Raw genomic sequence first — 17,259 nt, 5'->3', positions numbered from 1 at the left:
CGATCTTGGGAAGCCCGCACCGTATGCGTAGCATTGGTGTCGGGAGGATGTCACGGAGGGAATCGAACCGTTCAAAGTCCTCCTTCTTAAGGGGGATTCAGGGGGTCCCGATAGAGTAAATTCGCGAACTAGGAGGTTTTAAAACACGCCCTAACGGCTTCCATTTGGACGGCGATCGCAGGTTCCATGCCACCTTCAGCCCAAAAAATCACAATTGCAATCATGCAGAAATCTCATGACGCAGTGAACAAAGTCAGCCATTCCTCCAAAGTTACGTCCTGATGCAAGTCGTGCAGTTCCCGAAAGTTGGGATGATTGCGACTAATGGGTTCTTGCTGAAACTGAATCTGCTCTTGAGCCAGCAGATCGTTCAGACGATCGCTGGACAGGATGAACTCGGCCCAGGCTTCCCCCAGCCCATCAAAACCAGACTATCTTCTAAGTCCTGATTTTCCTGCAATAGGGGAAAGTCAGGTTGGGTGGCAATCGTGGCTACCTGCTGTTCCAACCAGGCTCGAGTTTCAAAGGGGTTATTGCTGACGGTGTCCAGCCAGTGTTGTAGCATCCAGTTCACTCGTTGCTGCATCAGCAGGTTATACATTTCCTCCGTCAGAAGTTGAACGGAGCGAGGCACTCTGACAATTAACAGTCGGGTTAATTGGGGGGGCCCAGATTTTGGAATATAGGGTGTACTGACCGATCGCTTCTTCCTGTTGGTCTGCGATTGCTTTGAGACGTTGATGTTTATTGGGGTAGTACGTCAAGTCGTGCATCTGTAAGATGGGCCTGAACCGCCGAGTCACACGCCAACCTCCTGTCTTGTAGACGCTGAATAGATCCTGATTTTTTCGGACTTAACACCATGCCCCCTAACACTGTTAGTCAGCCCATTCAGGCTGACTCAGGCTGACTGTTATATCACTTACTCAATCGGATAGCGTAGTTTCTTCAAATTTGTTACTGTGGCCAATTTGCCAATTTTTAGTCTGCCCATCTTTCCCGATAGTTCCACTGTTTCACGCTCGGGAACCACGAGAATCGCCCCGCAGGAATGATGCCCTGGTTCACGGGCGCGGATAGCAGCCAGATTGGCCTGCTGTAAATTGCACTATAATGCAGCCCATTCCACCTTTATTTCCTGAGCCATGCTGCAGTTCCATCCGCCAGGTATTGGGCAACAGGTGATTAATACTGCTCTGGGCAGGTTGGTGTATTACCTTGCCGTTGGCGAACCCTGGTTGTTACCGTCCTCCGATGCTCAGCCACTGCTATTTCTCCATAATTTTGGTGGAGGTGCTTCAGCCTACGAATGGTCAAAGGTTTATCCAGCCTTTCTGGATAATTACCGGGTGATTGCTCCTGATTTAATTGGTTGGGGAAAATCAGCTCATCCGGTTCGGGATTATCGCATTGAAGACTATTTGGCAATTTTGACGGAGTTGATTGAGCAGACCTGTAATCAGCCCGCGATCGTTGTGGCTTCCTCCTTAACGGGAGCGATCGCCATTCGTCTGGCAATTCAACGCCCAGAGCTATTCAAAGCGCTGTTTCTGTCCTGTCCATCTGGATTTGCTGATTTTGGTCAAGATGCAGGACGACGCTTACCGTTGCAAGTGATTGGCACACCGTTATTGGATCAGTTCATTTACAGCCTGGGAGCGATGAATGAACTGGCCGTGCGTAACTTTCTGGAGCGGTTCTTGTTCGCTAACCCCGATCGCATCTCCCCAGAAATGGTACAGGCCTATCTGGAATCAGCTTCTCAACCGAATGCCCAGTATGCAGCCCTGGCTTTCTTGCGAGGAGATTTGTACTTTGATCTAGCCCATTATATCGGACAACTAATTGTTCCTACAGCGATCGTCTGGGGGGAAGAGGCTCAATTTACAAGTGCCGACCTGGGGCAACGGTTAACCAGCCTCAACCCCAAGACTATTCAACTGTTTGTGCGTCTGGCTGAAACGGGAGTACTGCCTCACCTGGAACACCCGGCTATGATCATTGCCCTATTACAAGAGTTCCTGGCCAAAATGAGTACCACTCCTGGCGCACCTACCGTTTCTTGACCCAATCCTCTCCCACCTGAATCGTAATATCCGATTCGACATCCCCAGTGGAGTCGGCCTGTATCTGGCCCAGACCTAACACTTTTTGCAAATTCTCAGCCGCTGTTAAATCCCCCCGTTGAGGAATAACTTCAGTTTGGGGCTGGCGATTGATCTGTTCTCCAGAAATATAGACATTAGAAAACCCTAATTTAGTTAGCGTTTCTTGGAGTTGGTAGGGAGCATCGGGATTGCCAGAAGCATTTTGAATCACAATCTTGAGGGAATTAGCAGTAGGTTCCTGATTGATATCTGTGAAATCCAGAGGCTCCACCCCAAAATACTGTTTCATCACGCGATCGCGCCCTGCCGGATCCATAATCCAGTAGCTGGCGACATATTCATCCGGGCCACTGAAGCGGCCAGGTAGCATCACCATTTTCACACCACCATCAGCCAGTTTCCGTCCGGCACTTACTAGGGCCAGCATTTCTTCTATGCTGAGATTAGTATCAATGTACTTCTGCATCGCTTGTACCAGCATGGGAATGCGGGGAATCACAGTGGGGCTGGTCAGTTTCTTGCGTAGAGCTTTGAGGAGAGCCTGTTGGCGTTGTACCCGACCAATATCTCCCAAATCATCATGTCGGAAGCGGGCAAATTGTTCAGCCTGGGCACCACTTAAGGTTTGCAGCCCTGGATTCAGATCAATTTTGAGCTTCTGGGTCTTATCTTCATACTGCATCCGCTTCGGAACGTAGACCTCAACTCCCCCCAACAAATCCACCAGTTCTCGGAAGGCTTTGGTACTAACTCGCACATAGCGGTCAATTTGTACCCCATTCAACGCTGCACTGACCGTTTGGGCTGCTAACGTTGCACCTCCTTTCATATTCGCGGCATTAATCTTGCTGGTTCCCTCTCCTGGCAGATACACCTGGGTATCTCTGGGAATTGACAGCAAACTGACTGTGTCCGTTACTGGATCGACCCGCAGCAGCAGCATGGTATCGCTGTTGCCATCAAAAATATTGGGGCTATCCTGTTTGTCACCGGAGGATAGATCAATCCCCATCAGCAAAATGTTGACCGGACGGCCCACATGATAGCTAAGCCCAACCTGCCACAGGTCGGGTGATCTCCCATCTTGATCCTTAGCAACCAGACCTACAGGCAGCGGTACCATCAGGGCTGCCGTCAGCCCCAGCGTGACAGATATGGCTGTGGTCAGACCGATCGCCAGTGTCTTTCGTACCTCTTGCCACGGAGATCGGTACCGGACGAGTTGAGCATGTGGCTCAGGAACCTGAGGAGCAGCATTCCTGGAGGTGGGATTTTGACTTTTACCGGGGTAACCAGAAAGACCTTTACTGGAAGTGCTGGATGTCTCAGTAGCTCCCTTGGCTTCAAGCTTTGAATTCGAACCTGTTTCCACCTGCTTCACGTTCTCTCCCACCTATTTGAGTTAAACCGTCATATATCACTGATTTGAAATTCTGAATATTTCGATACACAAACTTTCAAAATTATACTGTGATGTTTCCCTCATAACCTCCCTCTACTGACATGGAGTCTTTAAAGGGCGTTTTAAAAGCCCAAGTTTATTCCATAAGGCGTGGCTTTGGGTAACAATTCCTTCTCTACCTCTCTTAACCCCATTTCCCTCACCTTTCCTGATTAGACACTCAAACTCAGGAAAAGGTTTGCAAGAAGGTACGAAATTACTTAAACGCCGATCAAAGTAAAGTTGTGAAGAACCGTAATTGGCTGAATATTGCAGAGTCCTTAATGCTCCTAGGATCCGGCGTCGGTTCGATCGCCACCGTTGCTTCTCAACAGGTACTGTATACGGCTGCTCCGGTTTCTGCGCTACTGATTCTGAATGTACTGAACCATCGTCGTATTGAAAGAGAGTCGCAAAGTCAGACTTCAAGTGCGATCGCCGAACTAGATCAAAAACTATCTGGATCAATTTCCACCTTGCAGCAACAGATTCAGACCCTGCCCAGCCCCCTGCATCTGGCAAACCTGAGAAAGGACTTACAGAATAAAAATCAGGAAATTTTTAACGACCTGAACCAGAAAATTCAACACTTGCAGCAGGAAATTGCCAAACCTGGATGGCGTACCCTACCCCATGAAGTTAACCGACTTCGGGAACAGTACTCGGCCCTGGTTAACTCCGTTGCTGGGGTACGAGAGTCTCTGAGCCGTGTGGACACTATTGGTCAAGTGAAAGCCGTGGAAGCTGAAATCCAACAGCTAAAAGAAGAAGTGGCTCAACTTCGAGCGCAACCTCAGGGAATTGCTAATGATCAAAAATTGCATCATTACCGCATCCTGCAGGATCAAATTAACCACTTGAATCGTCGCCTAAATAAACTTCCTGCTCCCTTTGATGCTACTACCTTAAAGCAAGAAGTTGACTCTCTAATCAAGGTACTGAGTGACATGGTGTCTCGTCGGGATTTGGCGCGGGTAGAAGCGCAACTCGAACGCTTAACCCGACAGGAAAACGAATTAGAGCAAACCGTTGTCCCGCTTAAAATTGCTTCTGGAATTCTCAAAAATCAACTGGATACCCTGACAGGTAAGCTGGCTACTATTGAAATTGCCACTCCCTGGCTATCCAGTTCGGCACCCTACCTGGAACCTGAAGCCCTTGCCGCGCTTAAAGCAACCATTCACAGTTTGGAAGAACGATTGGCTCAGGTCGCCCACGCCTCTGATCTAAACAGCTTACGAGATGAGTTTCAAACCCTGATGGCGACCCATCTCAGACCATTACAGCAACAACTAGATGCTGTTCAGCAACAAACCCAGGATCTGGAGCAGCAACAGAGAACTTTGCGAGATTGGGTCAATCATCTGCCTCAATTACTTGATTCCAGTGCTCTACAAAACGAAATTAAGTATCTGGCAACCCGCGTAGAGTGGGCAGAAAATACAATGGTAGACCTGCAAACCCAGGTAGAATCAGCTAAACGACCGCAGACGGACTATGAATTGGTGTTTGATGTTAAAGCCAGGGATCAAGGATCAGGGCTCGGGAATCAGGGATTGAGCGATTGCCCGCAGCCCGCAGCCTGCAACCTTCAGCTTCCCTTAAGCAGTCGATCTTTACTCGAACAAGCTCTCCAAACCGCCCAGGCCCGGTTGGTTGTAGTATCTCCCTTTCCCGATCCAGCCATATTGGATGCGGCCATGTTTGAGCAGTTTCGACAATTTCTTGATCGCCACGGATGTCTGGATATGGGCTGGGGGTATCTGGGAGAAGGCCCAACTTGGCAGATATCTCCCTGGGAAAACCGCTCCCTACCTCGCTCTATGAATCATCGCCGGATGATTAACCCAAAAGATACTCCCTTTCTGTTCAATACCCTGAATCAACTGACGGAGTTGAAAAAGCAATATCCAGAGCAATTCCGCTTTAAAGTGCTGGGAACGGATGAAAACTTTCTGGTCTGCGATCGGGCCTATGCGATTTTAGGTTCCCAGTCAATGGCTACGGCCAGTGTGGTGTTTCCTACTGCTGCTGTTGGCCTGCGTATTACCGACCCAGAGGTAATCCAACAGCTGGTGGAGCGGTTTGATCATCCAGTTCTGAGAGCAGATGATGCAGTTGCTTACTTTAACCGGGCGACCTCCCGCTATGACCTGGGCGATCGTCAGGGTGCGATTGCGGATTATACTCAGGTGCTGAAAACTTATCCCAACGATGACGTGACTTATAACAATCGGGGATTGGCTCGCTACGACTTGGGTGACAAGGAAGGGGCTATTGCAGATTTTCAGGCGGCCATCCAGCATAATCCCGATAGCTACATTGCTTACTGCAATCGGGGAGTAGTGCGGTCTGAACTGGGTGATAAGCTGGCCGCGATCGAAGATTTTACCCACGCTATTCAACTCAAACCCGACTACTCGCCTTCCTACTTTTACCGGGGGTTAGCCCGTACCCGAATGCAGAACCGCTCTGGTGCGATTCAGGATTACAACGAGGTAATTCGTCTGCAACCTGATGATGCCGCTGCTTACCTGTATCGTGGATTGGCTTATGCCAAATTAGGACAACCAAGGGAGGCCATGCAAGATTTACAGCGGGCAGCTCAACTCTTTTCTGACCAGGGAGATATTGCCAATTACCAGCAAAGCCTCAATACGCTTAAAAAACTCCAGGAGACAGTAGCCTGCTGAATCGGAGCGATCGCTGGAAGTGGGGATAGGGGATCAGGAATTGGGAATTAGGGATTGGGGATTAGGGGTTAGGAAAAGGTCATCATCCCCTGATCGCGTTATCTTGTCATCCCGCCACCCGAATCATAGCCGTAATCCACGAATGCCGGAGTACAGGAACCACAGGCCAAAAACCAATGAGACAAGAATGGTAATCGGGCGACTGTTCCGGTTCAGCCACTCGGAAAGCTGATTCAGGGTGGATTTTGATCGCTTAGGTACGACAATTCGCAGCAGGATGGGGAGGAGTAGCAAAGATTCGGCCAGCAGAATGAAGAGTAAGTAGGCGATCGCGATATCCGGTTGGCTTAATTCTGCAGCTGCGATCGTCGCCAGGGCATTAAGGGTAAAAACCCACAATTTTGGCGCAATCAAGGGCAAAGTAATCCCAATGCCCAGCGCCTTTAGGGGAGTTACCTTATCAAGACGGGATAGCCATCTGGGGGGTGGCTCGTCAGGATCAAGCTCTCCACACCATTTTTTATAAGCGGTAATCAACAGCAAAATGCCAAGCACCAAGAGCAAGGTTGCATGGCTGGACTCTTACCGTTGCTTTCCTACGTAACTGCGGCGAGCCAATGAAAACGAAACCAAATATGGCTCCCTGAAGTAGGCGGGTGATTGTCATCCCAGTCACATAGGCGATCGCTTTTAGCAGCCCTCGCTTAGACTTTTTAGGAGCAGCAAACCAATGATGATTTGCAAGGGGACGACCGCACTACCAATGATGTAGGGCAATAGCGAAATCAGCACGTTTCCCATAGATCACTCCGGATCGTAGTGGGGGGTTTCCAGATCTCTCACTCTCTGACAACTGCAGCATCCTGATAGAACTATCGGCAAATATCCCAACTTTGGCAACAGTGCCGTCTTCCCGCCTTCTACAATGAAAGAGCAGTCCACCTGTCAAGCATTTTGATTCAAGCAGAGACTCTCGAATTATTGGAATGGTCGCGGCTTTGTCAACACCTCTCTACCTTTGCGGCCACAAAATTAGGAGCGATCGCGGCCCAGCACCTGAAAATTCCCACCCATCTGGATGCAACCTTAACCCTGCTAGCGCAAACGCGGGAAGTGTATGAGCTAGAAAGCCGCCTGCCCAGTGGATTGAAGTTTGAAGGCATCGGGGATATCGGTGAATCGTTAGAACGGGCAGCATTACATGGGGTTTTGACCGGGTCAGAATTACTCACCATTGCCACTACTCTGGCCGGGGCACGGAATTTGCGACGGGTGATTGATGACCATCCCGATCTGGAAGTGCTGAATGATCTGGTGCAGGATTTACGCACCTATCCCGAACTGGAACAGGAGATTCACCACTGCATTGATGATCACGGCGATGTTTTAGATCGGGCCAGTGCCAAGTTAGCTGGTATTCGAGAGCAATTGCGGCGGGGACGCGATCGAGTGTACAGCATTTTGCAAAACATTCTGCAACGGAAGGCCAACGCCATCCAGGAGCACCTGATCACTCAGCGAGCGGGACGATTTGTGTTGCCTGTAAAAGCACCGCAAAAAGATGCGATTCCCGGCATTGTGCATGACACCTCCATGAGTGGTGCCACCTTGTATGTGGAACCCCAACCCACGATTAATCTAAACAACCAACTGCGCCAACTCCAACGACAGGAGCAGGCGGAAGCAGAAGCCATCCGACAGGCATTGACGGAAAAAGTTGCTGCCGTAAAACCGGATTTAGAGCGACTGCTGGCGATCGCCACCACCCTCGACTTGGCCACTGCCCGCGCCCGCTACAGCTACTGGCTGGGTGCTAATCCCCCCCGGTTCATTGATTTTGGATTGCCGATTGCCGATTTGGGATTGGAAGCCTCATCTGACGAAAATCCAAAATCCAAAATCCAAAATCCAAAATCTGAGCATCCGAAATCGGAAGCGATTACTTTACGTCAACTCCGCCACCCCCTGCTAGTCTGGCAACAGCAACACGAACAGGGCAGACCGGTGGTGCCGATCGATCTGGTTATTCAGCCTCACATCCGGGTGGTCGCGATTACTGGCCCCAACACAGGCGGCAAAACCGTCACTCTAAAAACCCTGGGAATTGCTGTACTGATGGCAAAAGTGGGACTTTTCGTGCCCGCCCGCGAACCCGTAGAACTGCCCTGGTTTGATCAGGTACTGGCCGACATCGGGGATGAGCAATCCTTACAACAAAGCCTATCCACCTTTTCGGGCCACATTCGGCGCATTAGTCGGATTTTAGATGCCCTGGAGGTAGGACAGGTAGAGGGCAAAGTGCAGGAGGCAGAAGGTAGGGAAGGTAGAGAAGATGGGGAGGATAGAGAAGATAGAGAAGGCCAGGAAGGACAATTCAGAACTCAAAATTCAGAACTCACCCCTCCGCATCCTGCCCCATTTCCCCTATCTCCCTCATCTCCCCCATCCCTGACCCCTGATCTCCAACCCCTGATCCCCCATCCCCGATTCCTCGTTCTCCTCGATGAAGTCGGAGCCGGAACTGATCCCTCTGAAGGTAGTGCGCTGGCGATCGCCCTCCTGAAATACCTGGCTGACCATGCCGCGTTAACTATTGCGACAACGCACTTTGGGGAACTGAAGGCATTGAAGTATCAGGACGAGCGGTTTGAAAATGCGTCGGTGGAATTTGATGATGTCTCCCTATCGCCGACTTACCGACTGTTATGGGGTATTCCCGGTCGCTCTAATGCGCTGACGATCGCCCGACGCTTGGGACTGAAGGAAGAATTGATTGCTCAAGCCCAATCCTATGTTGGTGGCGCATCGGAAGATGTGAATGCGGTAATTGCTGGGTTGGAAGCACAACGACGGCAGCAGGAAAGCAAATCTCAGATGGCAGAGCAACTGCTGAAGCAGGCAGAACGGTTGTACAAAGAGGTGTCCCGCAAAGCAGAAGCATTACAAGAACGGGAGCGATCGCTGCAAGTGGCGCAGGAACAGGCAGTGCAGGAGGCGATTGGGGAGGCCAAACGGGAAATTGCTCAGGTGATTCGGCAATTGCAGCAGGGGCCAGTCACGGCTCAGGCGGCTCAACAGGCCACTGCATCCGTGAACCAATTAGCAGAACGCCACCTCCCCTCGCGTCAGGTTAAACCTCAGCCCAAACCGGGATTCCGGCCTCAAGTAGGCGATCGCGTTCGCATTCCCCGCTTGGGACAGACGGCAGAAGTACTGACGGCTCCCGATGCTAATGATGAGATCACCGTGCGGTTTGGCCTGATGAAGATGACCGTATCCCTCCAGGATGTCGAGTCTCTGACAGGCGAAAAACCTGTGATTGAGAAAAAACCAGAGAAAATCCCGGAAACCGGAGACAAGTCTAAGGGGAAAGGCCGCGAGTCTCACGAGCAAACACCTGCTCCAACGACAGTTCCCACGGTTCGAACGTCCCAGAACACGATCGACATTCGCGGTAGCCGGGTCGCGGATGCGGAGATCACCCTCGATCGCGCTCTATCGGAAGCCCAACGCACTGGGGGCGCACTCTGGATCATTCACGGTCACGGCACGGGAAAATTGCGGCAGGGTGTCCATGCCTTTCTGCAACAACATCCCCTGGTCAATCGCTACGAACTCGCTCCCCGTGAGGAAGGGGGTTCTGGGGTGACGATCGCTTACTTGCATTAGGTGCCTGTTGAGGATGGGAGAGCGGAGAAGTGAAGAAGTGCAGGAGTAAAGAGGTAGAGAAGTTACTGGAAGCATTATCCCTTCACCCCTCTACCCCTTCACCTTTTTCTATTCCCTATTCCCTACTCCCTAATTAGACAGAGCCTCCGGTGGGGGAGGAGGTTCAGCCGGAGCGGGAGGTGTTGGCGGTTCTGGGGCTGCCGGAGCCGGGGCTTCATTGGCTGGAGCCGCTGGGGGAGGAGGGGGATCCGCTGGAGCCGGAGCTTCATAGCGAGGAGCGGGTGCCTCGTAGCTGGGGAAATAGCCACTGGAACCACTGCCAGAACCGTAACTGCTGGAGCCAGAACCGTAGGAACCTCCCGATGAGTCGTAGGAGTTACCGGATGATTCGGAGGAACTGCCATCGTCTGATTCTGGATCGTAAAAGCCAGAGCGCGTTGATCGCGGTTGCACGGGCTTGGCCTTGATCATCCCCTTGCGACCTTCCAGCTTTGGCAACTCAGGAAATTTCTCGACCGGCATCTTATTGGTGACTTGTTTCATAAAATCATGCCAGACCTCTGCCGCTGTCGCACTGGCACTGCCCGTGGGCGTATTATCATCATTGCCCAGCCAGACCCCTGCGGCAATTTGGGGAATAAAGCCAACAAACCAGAGGTCGCGAGCTTTTTCAGACGTGCCCGTTTTGCCAGCCGCCGGACGATCCAGGGCTGCAGCCGCTCCGGTACCACCACTGATCACCCCTCGCAGCATCCAGGTGACGATCGCAGCCGTTCCTTTATCGATCGCCTGCTTGGGTTTCGGTTTTGCTTCATAAATCACCTTCCCCTGGCGATCCAAGATCCGGGTGATACCGTGAGCCTCAATAAATTTGCCTTGATTCGCCAACGTCGCATAGACATTGACCATTTCCAGCAAATTCACTTCTGAAGTCCCCAATGCCAGAGAATAAGCCGGAAGCAGTTTGGACTTAATTCCCATTGCTTTGGCAAGCTGGATTGTTGGCTCAAACCCAACATCCACCAGGACTTTGACGGCAATCACGTTGACGGACTGGGCGATCGCATCTCGCATAGACATCCAGCCATAATGCTTGCGATTGGCATTCTTCGGCTTGTATCCATCCACCATATAAGTCGCATCTAGATAGCCGTCATTGGGAGAAAAGCCAGCCGCGATCGCGGCGGTGTAAACAATCGTCTTAAAAGAGGAACCCGGTTGCCGCTGCGCCTGGGTCGCCCGGTTAAACTGCCCGCTCTTCTTAGAATCCCTGCCGCCCACCATCGCCCGAATTTCACCAGTCTTCGGATCAATGGCTACCAGAGCCGCCTGCCCAAATCCTTCATAAGGGCCAATATTTTTAATCGCGTTCTGTACTGCCTGGTCTGCGGCTTTCTGCCATTTGGGATTAAGTGTCGTTTCTACCGTCAGTCCCCCTTCTTCCAGGACTTCCTTCGAGACATATTTTGGCAGTTGCTGCTGTACGTAAGTCGTAAAGTAGGGCGAATCGCTATAGAACTTTTTGGGAATACCCGGTTTCAGAGTCAAAGGAGTTGCTTTCGCCTGGTCTGCCTCAGACTCGGTAATGTATCCGGCCTCCACCATCCGGTCTAAAACCACGTTACGCCGTTCTTTGGCAGCTTCCAGGTTGACTAAGGGAGAATACACACTGGGAGCCGGGGGTAAACCAGCTATCGTCGCTGCTTCTGACAACGTTAGCTGACTCACCGACTTACTGAAATACACCCAGGCGGCATCGGCCACTCCATAGGCACCCGAACCCAGATAAACCAGATTCAGATAATCTTGCAGGATTTGGTCTTTGGGTAGTTCCCGGTTAATTTTCTGAGCCATCATTGCTTCCCGTAGCTTACGGTCAAAGCTACGATCCTGGTTCAAATACACCAGGCGGGCTAACTGTTGAGTAATGGTGCTGGCTCCTTCCACTACATCTCTGGCCACCAGATTAGAAGCGATCGCTCGACCAATCGACTGGAAATCAATGCCACCGTGCTGGTAGAAGCGACGGTCTTCTGCGGCAATGAAGGCATGCTGTACCAACGGCGGAATTTGTTGAATTGTTAATTTTTCGCGAGTAGCAGGCCCTTGTTGTTGCAGAACCGTGCCATCTTGAGCCTTAATAGTAAGAGTGCCTTTGCGGGTAAATCTGGCAATGTCGGATGTACTGGGCAAACTGCGATCCAGAGTCCAGTAGCCCCAGAGCAGGCCACCACCAGCGGTCACCCCCAACAATGCTAACCAGAACCGTTTGTAGCGATAGAGGGGCCGCCCCTGAGGAGCCAACACAGGAGCCATGCGATCGCCCAGTTCAGGCAACTTGAGGCAGATTGCAAGTTGCTGTAGGCGTGCCAGATAGCGGTTTGCGGAAGACTCAGGATCGGATGGTATGGAAGGCTTACCGTTTTTTTCTTCAGCCAGATCCAATGGAGGAATCCCTCCCGTATCAGATGGAGTTTGATTAGGCTTTAATTCCCTGGCCTGTTCGGATAAGCTTTTCAGCTTTGCAACAAAATTGTCCACTTAGAACCTCATCACCGCCGAACTATTCGCTGTTCGTATCTCCGGAGCCGGATTTCACCATTCTCAAAGAATTTAGAATCCAGACTTCAACCACTATACACATCTTGTGGGATCAAGAACACTTTAATCCGCAAGATGATTGGGATCAAAGAGAGATATTCATACAGCGATCGAGCGTCCCAGTGCTAAGGCGGCCACCAGCATCCCTAAAACCAGGAAGGGTTGGGCGCTGGCCTGATATTTCACATCATTCTGGAGGGGATCGCGGAGGAAGTACATATCCTGAAACGTGATCTGAGGAATAATTAACGAAATTAATATGGCTGCATACAAATTTTGGTGAATGAAGATCAGGTAGGCAGCAATCAGTCCCTGAAACACATCAATCATCAACACACAGATCCAGGCCGCTGGTTTCACACCAAACATGACAGGCAGGGACTGTAATCCCAGTTGGCGATCGCCTTCCACACTTTTGAAGTCATTGACGATTGCGATCCCTAATCCAGCCAGACTGTAACACAGGGTCAGCACCATGATTGTTGGAGTCAAGTCACCAAACAACGCCTGACCGGCCCACCAGGGAAACGCAATATAACTCGCTCCCAGGGCATAGCCGCCCAGCCAGCCATTCTTTTTCAGCTTCAGTGGTGGCGCAGAGTAAATGTAGGACAGGAAGGAACCCACCAGGGCAATCACTGTAATGGTGGGAAATTGGTGTCCGGCCCACTGATCCAGGGCAAAGGCAACGGCTATTCCGGCAATCAGCAAGACCCAGATTTGCGTCACGACTTGAGGCAGGGAAATGGCTCCAGAGGGAATGGGTCGATAGGGTTCGTTAATCGCGTCAATCTCACGATCGTAGTAGTCGTTCAAAATTTGAGTATATCCGGTCAGCAGGGGGCCAGAGAGTAACATACAGGCCGCTGCCACCAGCACATTTTCCAGACTCCAGTGAAAATTGCCAGAGGCCGCTGCGCCACAGACCACACCCCAGATCAAGGGAATCCAGGTGATCGGCTTCATCAACTGCAGGCGGATTTTCCAGATGGAGGTTTCTCCCGGTTGGGCACCTTTCATGCCCAGCAACTGCCGCGCCTTGGCACTGCGATCGCCCGCAGTAGTAGACTCTACCGCCCCAGTGGCAACAGAATCAGTCGCAGGAGGACTGGATGCAACTGGATCCAGGGATGATGGCGAAGGATTCAGGTCAGACATATTGAACACCCAGTCTAGAAGGAGATGATTAAGAAACCGTCTTGAAACTTAGCACTAGCCACCGATCGACCCCGCAATTCTGGTGGCAGCAGCACATTCCGCCGTTGATCGCCAGCTTCGATTGTCAATTCAGGGCCGTATTGGGTTAGTTTAACCTGTTTTCGGTCAAAACCAGGAAGAAAGAGACTGACTTTCCGTTCCGCCACATTCACCGCGATGGGGCGAGGGGCCTGGGCTGCCTGGTTAAAATCAGGTAAGGCATCCACCAGTGGTTGCCAATCGTTGGCAGGTTGGGTGGGCACCACATTGATAGGCAGTGGCTGAAACTGATCTGCCAGTACACTTGTGTCTTGGGATTGGTTGAGCAGCACCCCAGCTACTGTCAGTCCTGCCTGTTGCGCTGCACCCCAAAGATACTTTGCTGTGACGATCGCCCCTTCATCTACTGTGGTGACTAGATAGGCAACCACTCGATTGGGATCAGCCAGAGCCGCTCTCCCCTGCTCCAGAACGGAATTCATTTGCTGCGTCGCGGGTTGATCAAACAAGTCCCCTGTCCAACTGACGTTGAGCACCGTAGCGGCGATCGGTTGCAGAAGCGGCACCAGGGTTTTTCCCAGGTCGGAGTTAGCAAACACCTGACGGAAACGACGCAGATACCAACTGGCAATTTCCGGCGTTCCAATCGCCCGCAGGGTGGTCTGATCGCCTGCTCCATCAAACACAATCACATCGTAGCGATCACTGGCATCGTATTCCCGAATTGCATTCAGGGCAAGAGCGCTGTCCATTCCGGGCAGCACCCCCAATTCCTGACCATACACCTCTTTGAAGAAGGGAGTCCGGAGATATTGAGCTTCCAGCTTTTTCACCTCTTCCCAGCTCCGCTCCAGTAAAGTCGTGGCCTGGAGTTGAACCACGTCTAAATTAGCTTCCAGAGATTGGGGATCGGCTTCCAGTACCGTTCCTAACAGCAATCCTACGGCAGGGCCAGGATCTTGAGTGGCAAATAATACTCGCCTTTCCTGACCAGCCAGCCGCTTTGCCGCCGCGATCGCGATCGTCGTGCGGCCTACTCCACCTTTTCCTAAAAATGTCAGAATCTGAGCCATGATCTCCGTCCCCAAGGTTTCAATATAGGCATGACCGAACTTTTTGCCATTAGCCTGTCGAAGATCCCCCTAAATCCTCCTGATCAAGGGGAACTTCTGGACACAATTTCCCCCCTAACCAGGAAGACTTTCAGACAATTTCTCCCCTGATTAAGGGGGCCAGGGGGGATCAACTCTATCTTCCAGGAGGTTTAGAGAATTCAGATCAGTGATCTGGCTTTGCCTATCAGAAAATTTTGACACAATCTCTTGTTTCAGAAAGCTTTGCCTGAAAACCTCGCAAAAAGCTCTGTTCTCTTTTAGAGTTTAGGCATCTGCTTTGGGAACTGTCTGACGACACAGCTTCAGGGTGTAAGCTATTGCACCACTTCAATCTCATCGTCAAAAAACCAGGTCGCAAATTTATCCTCAAACTGCACCAGAACACCAACACCGCTGCCATCCGTCATCTTGTAATCCTGGATGGTGCCAACCTGGCCCAATCTTTTAGCCACCAATTCAGATACGCGATCACGCAACCGACGGATACGAACTTTCTGACCGACTTCCATCTCAACTCCAAAGCTACAAGCCATGAAACAGTGTATCAGCGTCCTGTACCTGATTTAGCGATTGGGGAACAAAAAAGGTGGATGGGAGTTAGGAATTCGGGATCAGGGGTTAGGGATTAGCTCCGATTCCCAATCCCTCCATTGGTATTAAGATCCAAAAAGTCGATCGTTCTACAAATTGTAATGCTGGCAAAACGAATTCTGCCGTGTCTGGATGTGAAAGCGGGGCGAGTGGTGAAAGGGGTCAATTTTGTGGATCTGCGAGATGCGGGAGATCCGGTGGAATTGGCACAGGTTTACAATCAGGCGGGGGCGGATGAACTGGTGTTTCTAGACATCACAGCCACCCATGAAGACCGGGACATTATCATTGATGTGGTGTATCGGACGGCGGAACAGGTGTTTATTCCCCTGACGGTGGGGGGTGGGATTCAAAGTTTGGAGACGATTAAACAATTGCTTCGGGCGGGAGCCGATAAAGTCAGCATCAACTCGGCAGCGGTACGGGATCCCTCCCTGGTCGATCGCGCCAGCGATCGCTTCGGCAACCAGTGTATTGTGGTAGCGATCGATGCCCGTCGTCGCACCGATCCAGATAATCCTGGCTGGGATGTGTATGTCCGGGGAGGACGGGAAAATACGGGACTGGATGCGATCGCCTGGGCCAAGGATGTAGAGAAGCGAGGCGCGGGAGAATTGCTCGTCACCAGTATGGATGCAGATGGTACGCAGGCGGGGTATGACCTGGAATTGACCCGCACGATCGCGGAACAGGTAGAAATTCCCGTGATTGCCTCCGGCGGCGCAGGCACCTGTGAACACATTTACGAAGCCTTGACCGAGGGGAAGGCAGAAGCGGCCCTGTTAGCCTCTCTCTTGCATTATGGACAGTTGACGGTAGAGCAGATTAAGTCTTATCTGGCAGAACATCAGGTCGTGGTGCGATCGGTTTAGGGTTGTGCCTAGAACTCGGATTTCTGCTGGTTGTCCAGAAATCTACTGCAAGCATCTAGAGGAATCCGAGTTCTGGAACCAGGGTGGGTGGCTAGAACTCGGATTTCTGCTGAATATTCAAGGGTTCTGACAGACTCAATCACAAGAAATCTGAGTTCTGGAAAGCCAAGAAACCCGGTTTCTGAAATCTTGCAGGCTCCCATCTACTCCCATTTGCGTTTCCGTGCATCGTTTACCAATTGTTTAGCCTTTTCAAGGTCTTGGGCCAATTTCCGCTTAACTAGTTCTTGGGGTAGGCGATCGCAATCCCGATTTGGATTGACCCAGATTCCTTTTGGTACAGCTAAATTGCACAGGGGCGGCGGATTCGGCCCCTCTAGTTGTTGAGCTAGCAAAACTCCACTGCGGAAATCTGTGGCAAGTAAGATGGCCCCTTGTAAATTAGCATAACCAATGCCAATGCCAAGGTCTGCCTTCTGCAAATTGGTATGGTAAGGCCTGCCCCTTGCAAGTCTGCTCCCCAGAGGTTTGCCCCTTGCAAATCGGCTTCCCAGAGGTTTGCCTTTTGTAAATCAGCATTTACAAGACTTGCCCCTTGCAATTTGGCATTGTTGAGTTTTGCTTCTTGCGATTTAGCATCGCCCAGATTTGCCCCTTGCAAATCGGCTTCCTGGAGGTCTGCTCCTTGCAAATCGACATTGCTTAGTTTTGCTTTCTGTAAATTAGCTCTAAAAAAGTTGCCCCTTGCAAATTGGCGGTGCTAAGGTCTGCTCCTTGCAAGTTCGCCTCTTGGAGGGCTGTCTTTTGCAAATTAGCTTTCCAAAGTATAGCCTCCTGCAATTTGGCTTTGCTGAAGTTCGTCCCTTGCAATTTGGCTTCTATGAGGCTTGCCCCTTGCAAATCAGCATCCTGCAGGTCTACATCCTGCAAATTGACATTTCGGAGGTTTGCTCCTTGTAAATTGGCATTTCG

Annotated in this window: 13 protein-coding genes; 4 read left to right on the top strand and 9 right to left on the bottom strand. The window is 51.2% G+C overall.

The window, feature by feature from the left end; translation table 11 throughout:
- Positions 1 to 370: 370 nt before the first annotated feature.
- Positions 371 to 634, bottom strand: coding sequence for a hypothetical protein (locus ACUVQO_RS11330; protein ID WP_445925981.1), 264 nt, complete (start codon positions 632 to 634; stop codon positions 371 to 373).
- Positions 635 to 1,145: 511 nt separating this feature from the next.
- Between ACUVQO_RS11330 and ACUVQO_RS11325 the strand changes: the two genes are divergently transcribed.
- Positions 1,146 to 2,066 carry an alpha/beta fold hydrolase gene (locus tag ACUVQO_RS11325; protein WP_445925980.1) on the top strand — a complete coding sequence of 307 codons (921 nt, stop codon included), beginning with the start codon at positions 1,146 to 1,148 and terminating at the stop codon, positions 2,064 to 2,066.
- Here ACUVQO_RS11325 and ACUVQO_RS11320 read toward each other — a convergent pair.
- Entirely contained in the window at positions 2,053 to 3,489 is a 1,437-nt protein-coding gene (locus ACUVQO_RS11320) for an LCP family protein (RefSeq protein WP_445925979.1), read from the bottom strand. The two genes, ACUVQO_RS11325 and ACUVQO_RS11320, sit on opposite strands and share 14 nt — an antisense overlap.
- Before the next feature lie 305 nt (positions 3,490 to 3,794).
- On the opposite strand from ACUVQO_RS11320, the gene ACUVQO_RS11315 reads away from it, so the two are divergent.
- On the top strand, positions 3,795 to 6,242 hold the full coding sequence (locus ACUVQO_RS11315; protein ID WP_445925978.1) for a tetratricopeptide repeat protein: 2,448 nt from the start codon (positions 3,795 to 3,797) through the stop codon (positions 6,240 to 6,242).
- A 123-nt stretch (positions 6,243 to 6,365) separates the two neighbouring features.
- On the opposite strand, the gene ACUVQO_RS11310 is transcribed toward ACUVQO_RS11315, so the two are convergent.
- On the bottom strand, positions 6,366 to 6,797 hold the full coding sequence (locus tag ACUVQO_RS11310) for a GAP family protein (protein WP_445925983.1): 432 nt from the start codon (positions 6,795 to 6,797) through the stop codon (positions 6,366 to 6,368).
- A gap of 399 nt (positions 6,798 to 7,196) precedes the next feature.
- Between ACUVQO_RS11310 and ACUVQO_RS11305 the strand changes: the two genes are divergently transcribed.
- The gene (locus ACUVQO_RS11305) at positions 7,197 to 9,911 is read left to right on the top strand and encodes an endonuclease MutS2 (RefSeq protein ID WP_445925977.1); all 2,715 of its coding nucleotides are present in this window, start codon (positions 7,197 to 7,199) and stop codon (positions 9,909 to 9,911) included.
- Positions 9,912 to 10,040: 129 nt separating this feature from the next.
- Here the strand turns inward: ACUVQO_RS11305 and ACUVQO_RS11300 are convergent, their stop codons facing one another.
- The 4 genes from ACUVQO_RS11300 to petP all read right to left on the bottom strand — a co-directional run bounded on the left by ACUVQO_RS11300 (position 10,041) and on the right by petP (position 15,357).
- Positions 10,041 to 12,452, bottom strand: coding sequence for a transglycosylase domain-containing protein (locus ACUVQO_RS11300; RefSeq protein ID WP_445925976.1), 2,412 nt, complete (start codon positions 12,450 to 12,452; stop codon positions 10,041 to 10,043).
- A 159-nt stretch (positions 12,453 to 12,611) separates the two neighbouring features.
- Positions 12,612 to 13,670, bottom strand: a complete 1,059-nt coding sequence (gene chlG / locus ACUVQO_RS11295) for a chlorophyll synthase ChlG (RefSeq protein ID WP_445925975.1) — start codon at positions 13,668 to 13,670, stop codon at positions 12,612 to 12,614.
- Between the two features lie 14 nt (positions 13,671 to 13,684).
- Complete coding sequence (locus ACUVQO_RS11290; RefSeq protein ID WP_445925974.1) at positions 13,685 to 14,782, bottom strand: Get3/ArsA fold putative tail anchor-mediating ATPase NosAFP; 1,098 nt, start codon at positions 14,780 to 14,782, stop codon at positions 13,685 to 13,687.
- A 356-nt stretch (positions 14,783 to 15,138) separates the two neighbouring features.
- Positions 15,139 to 15,357 (bottom strand): cytochrome b6f subunit PetP, encoded by a 219-nt coding sequence (petP, locus tag ACUVQO_RS11285; RefSeq protein ID WP_428358177.1) that lies wholly within the window; start codon positions 15,355 to 15,357, stop codon positions 15,139 to 15,141.
- A gap of 159 nt (positions 15,358 to 15,516) precedes the next feature.
- Here petP and hisF point away from each other — a divergent pair, with 159 nt between their 5' ends.
- Positions 15,517 to 16,287: an imidazole glycerol phosphate synthase subunit HisF gene (gene hisF, locus ACUVQO_RS11280; protein ID WP_445925973.1), complete on the top strand. Its 771-nt coding sequence runs from the start codon at positions 15,517 to 15,519 to the stop codon at positions 16,285 to 16,287.
- 388 nt (positions 16,288 to 16,675) lie between these two features.
- Here hisF and ACUVQO_RS11275 read toward each other — a convergent pair whose 3' ends face one another.
- Together ACUVQO_RS11275 and ACUVQO_RS11270 are read right to left on the bottom strand one after the other, a co-directional pair.
- Positions 16,676 to 16,978 (bottom strand): pentapeptide repeat-containing protein, encoded by a 303-nt coding sequence (locus tag ACUVQO_RS11275; RefSeq protein WP_445925972.1) that lies wholly within the window; start codon positions 16,976 to 16,978, stop codon positions 16,676 to 16,678.
- 11 nt (positions 16,979 to 16,989) lie between these two features.
- Positions 16,990 to 17,259 (bottom strand): pentapeptide repeat-containing protein (locus ACUVQO_RS11270; RefSeq protein ID WP_445925971.1); only part of this gene is annotated, 270 nt, incomplete at its 5' end.

The sequence above is a fragment of the Leptodesmis sp. genome (assembly GCF_052746595.1).
The sequence above is the reverse complement of the archived record's forward strand: the minus strand, read 5'-3'. Positions and strand labels throughout refer to the sequence as shown.

Excerpts from the sequence above, each read along its gene's own strand:
- ACUVQO_RS11325 (WP_445925980.1), top strand. The coding sequence starts at position 1,146 with ATGCTGCAGTTCCATCCGCCAGGTATTGGGCAACAGGTGATTAATACT.
- chlG (WP_445925975.1), bottom strand. The coding sequence starts at position 13,670 with ATGTCTGACCTGAATCCTTCGCCATCATCCCTGGATCCAGTTGCATCC.
- ACUVQO_RS11290 (WP_445925974.1), bottom strand. The coding sequence starts at position 14,782 with ATGGCTCAGATTCTGACATTTTTAGGAAAAGGTGGAGTAGGCCGCACG.
- petP (WP_428358177.1), bottom strand. The coding sequence starts at position 15,357 with ATGGCTTGTAGCTTTGGAGTTGAGATGGAAGTCGGTCAGAAAGTTCGT.
- hisF (WP_445925973.1), top strand. The coding sequence starts at position 15,517 with ATGCTGGCAAAACGAATTCTGCCGTGTCTGGATGTGAAAGCGGGGCGA.